This window comes from Pseudarthrobacter sp. MDT3-1, assembly GCF_054510755.1.
This window is the reverse complement of the sequence record NZ_JBTNDX010000037.1, coordinates 16,649-31,249: the sequence shown is the minus strand read 5'-3', so window position 1 is coordinate 31,249 and position 14,601 is coordinate 16,649. Positions and strand designations below refer to the sequence as shown.

Sequence of the window (14,601 nt, the reverse complement as noted above, 5' to 3'; positions counted from 1 at the left end):
CCCACCACACCAGCCCCCGCCAAATACGTCGGGATCAACCTGCCCGAGACCAAAACACCCCAAAAACTAGCCCAGTGACTCCACACAGCTTGACAATTTTCGCCTCTCTCACCTTTGAATCGTCGGCTGATAGATTGTCGCGCACAGTGTTCCGCACAGAGCCAAAGGACATCGATGTCTGAAAACAAGGTCCTCACCGATCTTGAGATCGCGCAAAGGGCCGCCATCCTGCCCATCGGGGAGATCGCGGAGCGGGCCGGTATCAATGCCGATGCCGTGGAGCCGTATGGGCGGTACAAGGCGAAAATCGACCCCGCCCGGCTGCGGCTCCCCGCGGGAAAGACCGCCGGGAAAGTGGTCCTCGTCTCGGCCATGTCCCCCACCCCGGCCGGCGAGGGAAAGTCCACCACCACGGTGGGACTGGCCGATTCGCTGGCACGGGCGGGCCACAAGGTCATGATCGCGCTGCGCGAACCGTCCTTGGGCCCCATCCTGGGCATGAAGGGCGGGGCGGCCGGGGGCGGCTATTCCCAGGTTCTGCCCATGGACGAGATCAACCTGCATTTCACCGGTGACTTCCACGCGATCACTTCGGCCAACAACGCGCTCATGGCCCTTGTGGACAACCACATTTTTCAGGGGAATGAGCTGAACATCGATCCGCGGCGCGTGACGTTCAAGCGCGTCCTGGACATGAACGACCGCTCGCTCCGAGAGGTGATCATCGGCCTCGGCGGACCGGCGCAGGGCGTGCCGCGCCAGGACAGTTTCGACATCACAGCGGCCTCCGAGATCATGGCCGTCTTCTGCCTGGCCACGGACCTGGACGATCTGCGCGAGCGCATAGGCCGCATCACTGTGGGCTACAGCCACGACCGCCAGCCGGTCACGGTGGCGAATCTGGGTGTCCAGGGCGCGCTGACCATGCTGCTCAAGGATGCCCTCAAGCCCAACCTTGTCCAGTCCATCGCCGGCACGCCCGCCGTTGTCCACGGCGGCCCGTTCGCGAACATCGCGCACGGCTGCAACTCCCTCATCGCCACCCGGACAGCGCAGCAGCTGGCCGACATCGTGGTCACGGAAGCCGGCTTCGGGGCGGACCTCGGCGCTGAGAAGTACATGGACATCAAGGCGCGCATCGCAGACGTGGCACCGTCCGCCGTCGTGGTGGTGGCGACGGTCCGGGCGCTCAAGATGCACGGCGGCGTCCCGAAGGACCAGCTCAAGGAGCCGAACGTCGAGGCGCTGGCCGCCGGCGTCGGGAACCTGAAACGGCACGTGCACAACGTCGAGAAGTTCGGCATCGCGCCGGTGGTGGCCATCAACAAGTTCGCCACAGATACGCCCGAAGAGCTGGAGTGGCTGCTCGCCTGGTGCGCCCGGGAAGGCGTACAGGCCGCGGTCGCCGACGTCTGGGGCCGGGGCGGAGGAGGCGACGGCGGCGATGAACTCGCGGCGAAGGTCGCCGCCGCGGTGGCGGCGCCGTCGGACTTCCGGCACCTGTATCCGCTGACCCTGTCTGTGGAGGACAAGATCCGGACGATTGTGCAGGAGATCTACGGGGCCGACGGCGTGGAGTTCTCGGTGCCGGCACTCAAAAGGCTGGCCGACATTGAGAAGCACGGCTGGGGCGGAATGCCCGTGTGTATGGCGAAGACGCAGTATTCGTTCACCGACGACGCCTCGCAACTGGGCGCACCCAAGGGCTTCATCATCCACGTACGCGACCTCATTCCGAAGACCGGCGCCGGCTTCATCGTGGCCCTGACCGGTGCCGTCATGACCATGCCCGGCTTACCCAAGGAGCCCGCCGCGATGCGCATGGACGTCGACGCGCACGGCAACCCAGTCGGCCTCTTCTGACCTATCCCGCCCCCACCCCGGACGCTCTCTCACATATGGTGGGTTTCCAACGAACCCTCTCTCACCTTTGGGGCCTTTCCAGGCAACGCTCTCTCACCTGTGGATAACTTCTGCGGGCACCGGCGACTCTGAGGAACAATGCCGGTATGCACACGCAGACTGCGCTTCCCGCCACATTGGCATCCGGCCCGTTCACGCTCACGGACGCCACAGCCGAAGGCGTACCTCGGAATCGTCTCCTTCGGCCCGACGTCGCGCATGTCAGCCGCGGACTGTACCGTCCCGCAGACTGGGATTTCGAACTTGAGGCTGCCGCCCGCGCGCTCTCGGCAGCCACTCCGGGTGCCTGGATCTCGCACGTAACGGCGGCACGTCTTCGCAGTTCGTGCCTTCCACCGTGGCTCTCTGACTCCACGGAACTGCATCTGAGCAAGCCGCGGTCCCTGCCGAGCGTTCGCCGCAAAGGCGTGATCGGACATACGGTGACCGCGGCTGATGACGAGGTCGAATCGGTTGACGGAATCCGCATCAGCACGCGTCCGCGCACATGGCTGGACATGGCCCGCGTGCTGCCGGTGAAGGACCTCATATGCCTGGGTGACGAGTTGATCCGGTTGCCCCGGCAGGCGTTTGAAAACCGCGATGTACCGTTCACCACCATTGAGGAATTGCGCGCCCTGACGGGTCGGCACAAAAACCTCCAGGGAATTGTCCGCGCCCGCGAAGCCTTGGAACTCATGCGAGTCGGAGCGGATTCCGGCCCGGAGACCCTGCTCCGGCTGGCAATGCTCGACGCCGGGGTCCCCGAGCCCCAGCTTCAGCTCACGCTGCGCGAGGCAGACCCGCTGTCGCCGTCGGCGGATCTGGGATACCGCCATCGGCGCGTGGCCATCCAGTACGACGGCGGCCATCACCTCATGCCCAAACAGAAACTCAGCGATCGGCGACGGGACAAGGCCTTCGAAGCCGCCGGCTGGACGGTCCTCATTTTCGGTAAGGAGGATCTGGCCGATGGATTCGAACGCGCCGTCAGCATTCTCAAAAGGGAACTGCGGTCCGCCTGGGTGGATCCCGCGGTCGTGTCCGGCTTTTCGCATTCGATGTAGTGAGAGAGCGTCCGCCAGAAACGCCCCAAAGGTGCGAGAGCGTCGCACGGGGCTTTAAACGCCGGACGCTCCCCCACCAAAAAGTGAGAGAGCGTCCGGCAAAAACCCACCAAAGGTGAGAGAGCGTTTAGCGCTCGAGGTCTCCGCGGATGAAGGCCTCGACCTTGTCACGGGCGAGGTCGTCGTTGAACTGCTCCGGCGGGGACTTCATGAAGTAGCTCGAGGCCGAGAGCAGCGGGCCGCCGATGCCGCGGTCCAGGCCGATCTTGGCGGCGCGGATGGCGTCGATGATCACGCCGGCGGAGTTGGGTGAGTCCCAGACTTCCAGCTTGTATTCGAGCGATACGGGGGCATCACCGAAGTTGCGGCCTTCGAGGCGGACGAAGGCCCATTTGCGGTCGTCGAGCCACTGGACGTAGTCGGACGGGCCGATGTGGACGTTGCGCGGTGCAATCTCGGCTTCAACGTTGGAGGTCACGGCCTGGGTCTTGGAGATCTTCTTGGACTCGAGGCGGTCGCGCTCCAGCATGTTCTTGAAGTCCATGTTGCCGCCGACATTCAGCTGGTACGTGCGGTCCAGCGTGACGCCGCGGTCTTCGAAGAGCTTGGCCATAACGCGGTGCGTGATGGTGGCACCGATCTGGCTCTTGATGTCGTCGCCCACGATCGGCACGCCGGCGGCGGTGAACTTGTCGGCCCATTCCTTGGTGCCGGCGATGAACACGGGGAGGGCGTTGACGAACGCCACGCCGGCGTCGATGGCAGCCTGCGCGTAGAAGTGCGCTGCATCCTCGGAACCAACCGGGAGGTAGCAGACCATAACGTCGGCCTTGGATTCGCGGAGCGCGGCGACGATGTCAACGGGCTCTTCGGTTGACTGTTCGATGGTCTCGAGGTAGTACTTGCCGAGGCCGTCCAGGGTGTGGCCGCGCTGGACGGTCACGCCGGTCGGGGGCACGTCGGCGATCTTGATGGTGTTGTTCTCGCTGGCCAGGATGGCGTCGGCGAGGTCCACGCCCACCTTCTTGCCGTCAACATCAAAGGCGGCAACAAACTGGACATCGTTGACGTGGTACTTGCCGAACTCCACGTGCATCAGACCCGGGATCGTGGCCTGGGGATCGGCGTCACGGTAATAATGCACGCCCTGGACGAGCGAGGCGGCGCAGTTACCCACACCAACGATGGCAACACGAATCGGATTTGCAGACACGGAGCTCCTTTGAAGACAACTTCAGCCGCCAGGACGGTTAGTACCGGAAAGTACGACGGCGGCACGCTGGCAGTGCGCCATTCGGCGCCTTTTCATCTTACCCAACCATGCGGGGGCCGGGATTGTTCCCGGCCCCCGCCAGTTGAAGCGTTACGTTGTTACTTCTGCTTCCATAGGTTGATGTCCGACTCGACGGCGAACTCGTCGATGGCATTGACCTCGTCTGCGGTGAAGTCCAGGTTGTTGATGGCGGACAGGGTGTCTTCCAGCTGCCGGACGCTGGAAGCGCCGACGAGTGCGGAGGTCACGGAGGAGCCCTCGCCCTGCTCGCGGAGGATCCAGGCGATCGCCATTTGCGCGAGGGTCTGGCCCCGGCCCTCGGCGATCCGGTTGAGCCCGCGGACGCGGTCCAGGTTCTCGGGAGTGATCATGGCTTCGTCCAGGGACTTGTGCTGCGCTGCCCGGGAATCCGCGGGCACGCCGTTGAGGTAGCGGCCTGTGAGCATTCCCTGGGCCAGCGGCGAGAAGGCGATGCAGCCGGCGCCCACCTGCTCCAGGGCCTCGTACAGGTTGGGGCTGCCGTTCTCGGTCCAGCGGTTCAGCATGGAGTAGCTCGGCTGGTGGATCAGCAACGGCGTACCGAGTTCCTTCAGGATCCGCGCGGCCTCGAGGGTCTGCTCCGGAGTGTAGGACGAGATGCCCGCGTACAGCGCCTTGCCCGAGCGGACGGCCTGGTCCAGCGCGCCCATGGTCTCTTCCATCGGCGTTTCCGGGTCCGGGCGGTGGCTGTAGAAGATGTCCACGTAGTCCAGGCCCATGCGCTCCAGGGACTGGTCCAGGCTGGCCAGCAGGTACTTGCGGGAGCCAAAGTTGCCGTACGGGCCCGGCCACATGTCGTAGCCGGCCTTGCTGGAGATGATGAGTTCGTCGCGGTACGGCTTGAAGTCGTCCTTGAAGTGGCGGCCGAAGTTGGTCTCGGCGGCGCCGTAGGGCGGTCCGTAGTTGTTCGCGAGGTCGAAGTGGGTGACGCCCAGATCGAAGGCGCGGCGCAGGATGGCCCGCTGCACTTCGAAGGGCTTGTCGTCGCCGAAGTTGTGCCACAGTCCCAGGGAAATGGCCGGCAGTTTCAGTCCGCTGCGTCCGACGCGGCGGTAGGGCATGGATTCATAGCGGTCTTCCGCGGCTGAATAAGTCATACATACCATCCTGCCATCTGTGACGCGCGCTACAGACCGCAAGGCCCCGGGTTACGTCTCCGGAGCCGGCAGGGAATTGACGACGGCGGCAATCGCCGCGTCGTATTGGGGCGCCTGCAGGTAGTCGCTGTGGCTTACTACGAGGAACTGGTACGTGAAGGGATCCATCTCCTGCGCGTAGGGGTCTGTCCCGACGTTCTCGGCACCTCCCGGACCTTTATAGAGAACCGGGAAGCCGAGGTAATCGGTCTTGCGGTACAGATTCACCCATCGATTCGGACCGGCCCCGAGGACGTGGCTGAGGTTCACGTCGAACTGAACCGCCGGTTCGCCGGTCACAATGCGCTCATCGTCCGGGCTTCCGGCCGCGGTGAGCTTTGTCCGGCCCGCCGGGGCGGTGGCGAGCACGGCCGGACCCAGGAGTTCCGGGAAGAACCGGCCGAAATAAGACCTCAGCTGCGTGCCGTAGGTCAGCAGCCCGATCCGGTTGAAAGGCAAATCCGGCCGGGTTGACTTTAGATGGAACAGGGCGCTTACGGCGATCACCGCACCAAGGCTGTGCGCCGAGATCGCCACCATGCCGGTTTTGGCAGGGGGCGCGCCGTCCGTGCCATCCAGCCACGCCGCAATCCTGGCGGCAAATTCGGGGACCGCCCGCTCGCCGTAGCTGGGGGGACCGAACGGGTGGGCGGTCTTGGGCATAAAGCACATCAGGTCCCAGAGCAGTGCCAGTGGCCGGGAGTTCGGTTTGGCCGACATCACGGCAAGCGCAACAATGGTGGCGCCAGCCGCAGCGAGACCCAGGACACCCATGCTTTCGATCAGCCCGTAAAGCCCTGCCACCGGACCGGAATTCCACCAGTCCTTGAAGGTGCCCAGAATCAAGGCTGACAGCAGCCCCAGGAAAATGAGGACGGCCAGCAGCGACACCACGGCCTCTGCCCGGTGAGCGAGGGACGCGGTCCGCCGGGCGGCCACTAGTTTTCGGCCGGCTGCTTCCTGCTGCGGCAGGGGCGGATCGGCAGAGTAGGCCAAGAGCAGCTCCGAGACGGCGGCTTCCTGCGTATTCCAGGTCATCGATCGCACGGCCCGCCACGTGCACAATCCCCAGGCGACGGCACCCGCGACGATCACTCCCAGCAGCAGCCCGCTGAAGAGCGAAAAGACCGACGGCGGCATCAGGACGTCACCGGCCATGGACCCGTACCGCCACATCCCGTCAGCCGTGGCAGCCCGCCGCTCGAGGTTGCGCTGGAGTACGGTGGCGGCAGCCCCCACAATTGCGCAGCTCAGAATGGTTGCCGCTCCCAGGGCAAGGGTGGAGAAGACCGCCGAGCCCTTGCCCCGCCAGCCGAGAGTCCGTTTGTCGTAGCCCTCCCTTCGGAGCCGGCTCATGGTGAGGATCAGCACCAGCATCACGAACATGAGCCCGGCCGGAGCGGTGCCCAGGCCCAGCATTCGCGTTGCGCCCGGGACCCCGCCGTCGGGAGCACCTGAGAGAACGGCTGCCAGACCGGCCGCGAGGACGCTGATGATGGCTCCGCCGGAAATCCAGCCCATCAATGATGATCCGTCCCGGGACGGCATGTCCGGATTGTCCGGGGACTTCCGGACCGTCTCAATCCCCGCAAGCACCACCGCGCCGGCCGCGACCAGCCACGCGAAGACCATCGCGATGCCAGTCAGGCCGATTCGCCCGGGCGCCATACGAAGGGCGCACTCCGTGAAGAATGTGCCCAGGCTTCCGCAGGCAACGCCATCGATCCGTGTCCAGAGCCCGTCCCAGGCGATGATGGCGCCAACCGCGGCAAGCGCCGCCCACACGTGCAGCCACCCGTTGTAGCGGATCTCCTTACGCGCTTCCCACAGATTCCGGATCATCAGCGTAGGGAGCGCTGCTATTTCCTCGACACTGCTGCCGGCCACTACCTGGGTATCATTGCCGAGGTTCGGCCGGGGGTGGAACCGGGTCCGCGCCAAGTAGGCGATGGCTGCCAGGACAGCCACCGACACGATGGGCATCAGGGCAAACATGACGACGCGTTGTCCGCGGGTCCTGCCGGCCAGGCCGTCCAGGAAGGCCGGCAGCGCGGAGCAGACGCGGCGTTCCTGGTCCGGGACGTCGGCGGGAAAACACTGGACCGCGATCAGGTCCATCGAGACCACGGCCGCCGTCACCACAAAGTACAGGGTCAGACCCAGCGCGAAGAGCCTGATCCGTCCCGCTCCGTCGTGCCCGCGAGGCTTGTTGTCCGCGTAGTCGATGCGCGGTTCCGCCTGCCTGGTCACTGGATCGGTAACCGCCTGCTGCTTAACGGCGGGCAGCGGCCGGCTCCAGTAGGCGGCGTTGGTCAGCCCGAAGGGCATCAGCAGGAACCAGGCCGTCCGTACCGCGGCGTCGGCGACCTTCCCGGCCATTCCTACTCCAGTGAAGCGAGCCAGCCGCCCCCACGAATACGCCTCCACCACTCGGCGGCTGCCACCGTTTGCCGCGGCACCGGCACCTGCGCTTGCACCGGCATCGGAGTCCACAACGGCGCCTTCGGCCCCGGCGCCCACCCCGACTTTGGCCCGGTAAAAGCCCGCGAGCTCGTCACCCCAGGAGAGCTCCACGTCGTCGGGCTTGAGTGACCGCTTCCCCGATCGGAGGAGCTCGTGGGGCGGGGTGTTGCGGATGCCATGGATCCGCAATTCAAGCATGGGCGGAACCTTCGACGCGCTATTCGCTGGGTCACCCATGACGGCCTCCATCGCCCGCACACCACCGAGCCGCCCATCACGGCTGGTCAGTACGCGAATAGTACGCCCGGGTAACTCCAGTGTCTACGTTAACTCGAGGTTACTTCTGCCCCAGTAGTCAGAACCGCCCCACTGTGTGCCGAAAGCAGGAACGCATCCCCGTCCAGCAAAGTGTCCTGGTCCGTTGAAAACAGCACCGTGCCCCGCACACCGTCCACGCGCACAGGCGACGCCGAGAAATTCAGCAGCACCTCCACGGACCCTCGCCGGAAGCGCAGCCAGCCGGCGTCGTCGTCGAACGTCACGTCCGTTTCCGCGAACCCCAGGCCGGCCAGCTCGGGATAAGCGCGCCGCAGCGCGGTCAACGAGCGGTAGAGCGAGAGGAGGCGCGCATGGTGACCGTCAGCAGCCTCCGCCCAGTTGAGCTTGGAGCGCCGGAACGTTTCGGGATCCTGCGGATCGGGGACGACGGCGGGATCCCACCCCATGCGCTCGAACTCGCGGATCCTGCCCTCCGCCGTCGCCTTGCCCAGCTCCGGCTCGGGGTGCGACGTGAAAAACTGCCAGGGCGTGGAGGCACCGAATTCCTCACCCATAAACAGCATGGGCGTAAACGGCGAGGTCAGCGTCAGCACTGCGGCCACGGCCAGCGGACCGTACGGCAGGGACTGGGACAGCCTGTCCCCGATGGCCCGGTTGCCGATCTGGTCGTGGTTCTGGCTGCACACCACCAGGGCAGCAGGGTGGACCAGCGAGGTGTTGATGGGCCGGCCGTGATGGCGTCCGCGGAAGCTGGAGTAGCTGCCGTCGTGCAGGAAGCCGTCCTTGAGGACCTTGGCCAGGACGCCGAGCGACGCGAAGTCGCCGTAGTACCCAGCGGTCTCGCCGCTGACGTTGACGTGCACCGCGTGGTGGAAGTCGTCGCTCCACTGCCCGGCGAGGCCGTAGCCGTTGGCGTCGCGGGGGTAGATCAGCCGCGGATTGTTCAGGTCCGATTCCGCGATGAGGGTCTTGGGAAGCCCGGTCTCCGCGGAGATCGCATCGCCCAGCGCGCCGAACTCTTCCAGGAGGTGCACGGCCCGCTCGTCGCGCAGCGCGTGGACGGCATCCAGGCGCAGGCCGTCCACGTGATAGTCGCGAAGCCACAGCGCGGCGTTGTCCAGGATGTATTCACGCACGACGTCGGACCCCGGGCCGTCGAGGTTGACCGCATCGCCCCACGTGTTGGCGTCGCCCTGCTTGAGGTACGGGCCGAATCTGGACAGGTAGTTGCCGCTGGGTCCCAGGTGGTTGTAGACCACATCCTGGATGACGCCCAGCCCGGCGGCGTGGGCGGCGTCCACAAAACGCTGGTAGGCCGCAGGACCGCCGTAGCGTTCGTGGACCGCGAACCACTGGACGCCGTCGTAGCCCCAGTTGTGGGTTCCGTTGAATCCGTTGACCGGGAGCAGCTCCACAAAATCGATGCCGAGGTCCGCGAGGTAGCCGAGTTTGTCCGTGGCTGCATCGAGTGTTCCCGCGGGCGTGAAGGTTCCCACGTGGAGTTCGTAGATGACCGAGCCGCGCAGTTCCTTTCCCTGCCAGCCAGCGTCCTGCCAGGCGTAGGAGGCGGGATCGTACGTGCGGGACAGCGCGTGGACGCCGTCCGGGAGGCGGCGGGACCGGGGGTCGGGCAACGGGTGGGCGTCGCCGTCGAGCAGGTAGCCGTAATCCACGTCGGCGTCAGCCGGCGCGTCCGGCGCGGACCACCAGCCATCCGCGCCGGGGGTTCCCGCCACCTGCTTCATGGGGTAGTGGTGCCCGTTGGCGAGCAGCGAGACGGCCGAGGCGTCCGGGGCCCATACGTCGAACCGGCCGGAACCGTGGTGCGTCAGGCTCATGCGTTGTCTCCGTTCACGGGCGCGAGCAGCGCCACAGGGTATTGCTGGAGGATGCCGGCCACCGGCACCGGGCCGGGGCCGTGCGTCCGTCCCGTGAGTTCGTCCCGCATGGCGGTGGAAAGTTCGACGGCGGTATCCCGCCACCCGCCAGCGCGTTCCAGTCCGACGGGAAGCCGCGTCGCAAGGGTCAACGCACCGGGCGCGCCGCCAGTTCTGCTGCCGTCCGCCCCGCGGTCGAAGGCCACCAGGTGGTCCGCCGCAGCGTGGGAAGCCAGAACGGGCCGGTAGCCCTGGAAGAGGTCCGGCCGGTTCCGGCGGAGCCGGAGCGCCCGGGAGGTCACCAGCAGTTTGGTGGCCTCGTCCCGAAAGTCCGCCGGACTCGTGCCGGCATCCAGTGCGGCCAGGGCGGTTTCGCGGCGTTCGAAGTCAAATGCCCGCCTATTGTCCGGATCCGCCAACGAGCGGTCCCAGAATTCGGTGCCCTGGTAGACGTCCGGCACTCCCGGCATGGTCAGCTGGAGCAGCTTCAGGGACAGCGAGTTGGCGGCGGCAAACCGATCCGTCCTGGCGACGAAGTCCTCGATCACCGTGGCGACCCGAGCGTCGTCGAACACTGCATCCACCGCTGCCTTGACCCGTGATTCGAACTCCTCGTCCGGATCCGTCCAGGTGGTGGAGTTGGCTGCTTCCCGCGCAGCCTTCTCAGCATAGGCCTGCAGGCGCTCCCGCGACGCTGGCCACACACCGATGACCGCCTGCCACAGCAGGTTCTCGAATGGGCCGTCGGGCACCGGGGCTAGCCCGCGAAGGGTGTCCAAAGTCGCTGCCCACTGGTCCGGCAGCTCGGCGATGACGGAGATCCGTGCCCGCGTGTCCTCGCTGCGTTTGGTGTCGTGGGTGGTCAACGTGGTCATGGACAGCGGCAAAGACTCCTGGCGCTCGGCCATCCGCCGGTGGAATTCGTCCGGGGCGAGCGAGAAGTGGGACGGGTCCGCTCCCACTTCGGTCAGTGTCCCCAGCCGGGTGTAGCGGTAGAACGCCGTATCCTCAACGCCCTTGGCCATCACCATGCCGGACGTCTGCTGGAAACGTCGGCCCAGTTCAGTCTCGGGCTTCAGCAGCAGGGGCATCAGCGCGTCCAGCACGTCGGCCAGGTCAGGGCGCTGGCGAGCCGCAGCCGCGCAGGCCTCGCGCAGCACTTCCTGACCCGTGGGCAGGTACGTGCGGTACACGGGGAAGGCCGCGATGACCTGCGCCAGGGCATCCGCTGCGACGTTAACGGGCAGGCCACCCGACAGGTCTGCGAAGGCAGGGACAAGCCGCGCCAGCCGCAGGATTTCGGACCGCAGCATGCCGTCCGCCACGGCGCGCTTGGTCCCCAAAATCATGGCCGCATAGTCGGCAGGCTCGCCGGAGCGCAGCCGTGCATCCAACGCGTCCAACGCAGCCTCGCCGGCCGGGTCCACCAGCAGGCGGTCCAGGTCGGCCAGAGCGTCGTAGCCGGTGGTGCCTTCGCAGGCGAATTCCGCCGGCAGCTCCTCGCCCGGCTCCAGGATCTTCTCCACCAGGACGTAGGCTCCGCCGCTGAGGTCCTTGAGCCAGCGAAGATAGCCGGCAGGGTCCGCCAGGCCGTCCGGGTGGTCCACACGCAGCCCGTCAACCAGGCCGTCGTCGAACCAGCGCTTCACCTCTGCATGGGCCTGGCCGAAGACCCCGGGGTCCTCCACCCGGATGCCCGCCAGGGTGTTGACCGCGAAGAACCGGCGGTAGTTCAGCTCGCTGTCCGCCCGGCGCCAGGAAACCAGTTCGTAATGCTGCCGGTCATGCACAGCCCGCGGCGAGTCGCCCTCGGAGTATGAACCTGCGGCCAATGGAAAGCGGTGGCCGTAATAGTGGAGCTCGCCATCTGCAACCTCCAGAAGTCCGAGGTCGTCATCGCTGCCCAGGACGGGGATTCGGATCCGGCCGGCACCAAAGTCCCAGTCGACGTCGAACGCTTCCGCGTAAGGCGAGCCACGCCCTTCCTGCAGCAGCGACCACCACCACGGGTTCTGCGCCGGCGAGGCCACGCCCACATGGTTGGGGACGATGTCCACCAGCACGCCCATCCCATGGGCGCGGGCAGCCTCGGAGAGTGCCCGCAGCCCGTCCGGTCCGCCCCGCTCCGGATCCACCGACGACGGATTCGTCACGTCATAGCCGTGATCCGACCCTTGTTCCGCGGTCAGGATCGGAGACAGGTAGACCCAGTCAACGCCGAGTGATTTCAGGTACGGAACGGTCGCAGCAGCATCAAAGAGCGTGAAGCTGCTGCGGATCTGGAGCCGGTAGGTGGACGCCGGAGCCTTCACTTTGCCTGGTCTTTCGGTTTGCTGACCTTTTTCGTTTTCTTGGGCTCGGGCACGGTGGGCGTACTGAGGGCCTCAGTTTCACTGGTGCTGGTCTGCGTCAGGGCAGCCAGCGATGCAGCTACTGAGTGGTCCGGCTCCGCTTCCTGCATCATGTGCGCTCTGAGGACCACCAGTGACTTGGCATCCACAGGAAGGGTCTGGCCGGCTTTCACCGGAGCAGTGTCCGCGTTATGCCCGGCGGTGTCGATGATGATGTCCCACGCCGGTGCGTACTCGTCGTTTGGAAGGGTGAAGTCCACCATGTCGTCGTGCGCGTTGAAGTACAGCACGAAGTTCACGTCGGTAATCCGGCGGCCTCGGGCGTCCTTGCCCTGGATGCCGTCGCCGTTGAGGAATACACCTACCGAGCGGCCGAAACCGCTGTCCCAGTCCTCCGGCTTCATGGTGTCGCCGTCGAGGTCCAGCCATACGATGTCCGGCAGCCGCTCACCTTCGCCTCTGCGGACAGGGCGGCCGTCGAAGAACCTGCTCCGGCGGAAGGTGGGGTGCTTGGCGCGGAGCGCGTTGACGGCGGCGGTGAATTCGACGAGCGGCTGGTCGATGTTCTCCCAGTTGATCCAGGTCAGTTCCGAATCCTGGCAGTAGCCGTTGTTGTTGCCCTGCTGGGTGCGGCCCAGTTCGTCACCGTGCAGCAGCATGGGCACACCCTGGGACAGCAGCAGCGAGGCGATGAAGTTCCGCTGCTGGCGGGCGCGCAGCCCCAGGACAGCCGGATCGTCGGTGGGGCCTTCGGCGCCGCAGTTCCAGGACCGGTTGTGGGATTCGCCGTCGTTGTTGTCCTCGCCGTTGGCGTCGTTGTGCTTCTCGTTGTAGGACACCAGGTCCGCCAGGGTGAAGCCGTCATGGGCGGTGACAAAGTTGATCGATGCCACGGGCCGGCGGCCCGAGTGCTCGTACAGGTCAGCGGACCCGGTGATGCGGGAGGCGAATTCGCCCAGGGTGGCCGGTTCACCGCGCCAGAAGTCGCGGACGGTGTCGCGGTACTGGCCGTTCCACTCCGTCCACTGCGGCGGGAAGTTGCCCACCTGGTAGCCGCCGGGACCCACATCCCAGGGCTCGGCGATGAGCTTGACCTGGGAAACCACCGGGTCCTGCTGGATGAGTTCGAAGAAGGTGGAGAGTTTGTCCACATCGTAGAACTCGCGGGCCAGGGTGGACGCGAGGTCGAAGCGGAAGCCGTCGACGTGCATTTCGGTGACCCAGTACCGCAAGGAATCCATGAGCAGCTGCAGCGAGTGCGGCTGGCGGACATTGAGCGAGTTGCCCGTGCCCGTGTAGTCCATGTAATGCTTCTCGTCGCCCTCCATGAGCCGGTAATAGGAGGCGTTGTCGATGCCCTTGAAGGAGAGCGTGGGGCCCAGGTGGTTGCCCTCGGCGGTGTGGTTGTAGACCACGTCCAGGATTACCTCGATGCCCGCACGGTGCAGGCTGCGGACCATGGCCTTGAAGTCCTGGACCTGCTGGCCCGTGTCGCCGGTGGAACTATAGGTGTTCTGCGGCGCGAAGAAGCCGATGGTGTTGTAGCCCCAGTAGTTGCTCAGGCCCTTGTCTTTCAAGGTGCCCTCGTTGACGAACTGGTGCACGGGCATCAGTTCGATGGCGGTGACGCCCAGCTTCTGCAGGTGCGAGATAACCGACGGGTGCGCAACGCCGGCATAGGTGCCCCGCTGCTCCTCGGGGATCTCGGGGTGGAGTTGGGTCAGGCCCTTGACGTGGGCCTCATAAATGACCGACTTGTGATACGGAATGCGCAGGTTATGGTCGCCGTCCCAGTCGAAGAACGGGTTGATCACCACGCCCATCATCATGTGCGGCGCGGAGTCCTCATTGTTGATAGAGTCCGGCTCGCCCAGGTTGTAGGAGAAAAGTGCCGGCTCCCAGTCCATCTGCCCGTGCACGGCCTTGGCGTACGGGTCCAGGAGCAGTTTGTTGGGGTTGAAGCGGTTGCCGGAGTCCGGGTCGTAGGGCCCGTGGACGCGGTAGCCGTATTTCTGGCCGGGCTGGACCTGCGGGACGTAGCCGTGCCACACATAGCCGTCCACCTCATCGAGCCTGAACCGGGTTTCCACGCCGTCGTCATCGAAGAGGCACAGCTCCACCTTTTCGGCGCGTTCGCTGAACAAAGCGAAGTTCGTGCCGGTCCCGTCAAAAGTGGCGCCAAGCGGATATGCCGTTCCGGGCCAGATTTCCATG

Annotated in this window: 8 protein-coding genes; 2 read left to right on the top strand and 6 right to left on the bottom strand. The window is 65.7% G+C overall.

All coding sequences use genetic code 11. The annotated features are described in order from the left end of the window. The first annotated feature begins 174 nt into the window (after nt 1–174). A complete protein-coding gene (locus tag ACX80X_RS19440; RefSeq protein ID WP_252598357.1) occupies nt 175–1,863 on the top strand; it encodes a formate--tetrahydrofolate ligase in 1,689 nt (562 codons plus the stop codon). A 146-nt stretch (nt 1,864–2,009) separates the two neighbouring features. Then, nucleotides 2,010–2,969 carry a DUF559 domain-containing protein gene (locus ACX80X_RS19435; protein WP_459313096.1) on the top strand — a complete coding sequence of 320 codons (960 nt, stop codon included), beginning with the start codon at nt 2,010–2,012 and terminating at the stop codon, nt 2,967–2,969. A 127-nt stretch (nt 2,970–3,096) separates the two neighbouring features. On the opposite strand, the gene ACX80X_RS19430 is transcribed toward ACX80X_RS19435, so the two are convergent. The 6 genes from ACX80X_RS19430 to glgX all read right to left on the bottom strand — a co-directional run bounded on the left by ACX80X_RS19430 (nt 3,097) and on the right by glgX (nt 14,600). Next, a complete protein-coding gene (locus tag ACX80X_RS19430; protein WP_252608928.1) occupies nt 3,097–4,182 on the bottom strand; it encodes an inositol-3-phosphate synthase in 1,086 nt (361 codons plus the stop codon). A 158-nt stretch (nt 4,183–4,340) separates the two neighbouring features. Then, nucleotides 4,341–5,378: an L-glyceraldehyde 3-phosphate reductase gene (mgrA, locus tag ACX80X_RS19425; protein ID WP_252598360.1), complete on the bottom strand. Its 1,038-nt coding sequence runs from the start codon at nt 5,376–5,378 to the stop codon at nt 4,341–4,343. A 51-nt stretch (nt 5,379–5,429) separates the two neighbouring features. Beyond that, entirely contained in the window at nt 5,430–8,078 is a 2,649-nt protein-coding gene (locus tag ACX80X_RS19420; protein ID WP_252598361.1) for a hypothetical protein, read from the bottom strand. A 128-nt stretch (nt 8,079–8,206) separates the two neighbouring features. Continuing rightward, nucleotides 8,207–9,997 (bottom strand): malto-oligosyltrehalose trehalohydrolase, encoded by a 1,791-nt coding sequence (gene treZ / locus ACX80X_RS19415; protein ID WP_459313094.1) that lies wholly within the window; start codon nt 9,995–9,997, stop codon nt 8,207–8,209. Beyond that, on the bottom strand, nt 9,994–12,348 hold the full coding sequence (gene treY / locus ACX80X_RS19410; protein ID WP_459313092.1) for a malto-oligosyltrehalose synthase: 2,355 nt from the start codon (nt 12,346–12,348) through the stop codon (nt 9,994–9,996). The genes treZ and treY overlap by 4 nt, the downstream gene beginning before the upstream one ends. After that, entirely contained in the window at nt 12,345–14,600 is a 2,256-nt protein-coding gene (gene glgX / locus ACX80X_RS19405) for a glycogen debranching protein GlgX (RefSeq protein ID WP_252576151.1), read from the bottom strand. The genes treY and glgX overlap by 4 nt, the downstream gene beginning before the upstream one ends. Between the last annotated feature and the right edge of the window lies 1 nt (nt 14,601).

Excerpts from the sequence above, each read along its gene's own strand:
- ACX80X_RS19440 (WP_252598357.1), top strand. The coding sequence starts at position 175 with ATGTCTGAAAACAAGGTCCTCACCGATCTTGAGATCGCGCAAAGGGCC.
- ACX80X_RS19435 (WP_459313096.1), top strand. The coding sequence starts at position 2,010 with ATGCACACGCAGACTGCGCTTCCCGCCACATTGGCATCCGGCCCGTTC.
- mgrA (WP_252598360.1), bottom strand. The coding sequence starts at position 5,378 with ATGACTTATTCAGCCGCGGAAGACCGCTATGAATCCATGCCCTACCGC.
- ACX80X_RS19420 (WP_252598361.1), bottom strand. The coding sequence starts at position 8,078 with ATGCTTGAATTGCGGATCCATGGCATCCGCAACACCCCGCCCCACGAG.
- treZ (WP_459313094.1), bottom strand. The coding sequence starts at position 9,997 with ATGAGCCTGACGCACCACGGTTCCGGCCGGTTCGACGTATGGGCCCCG.
- glgX (WP_252576151.1), bottom strand. The coding sequence starts at position 14,600 with ATGGAAATCTGGCCCGGAACGGCATATCCGCTTGGCGCCACTTTTGAC.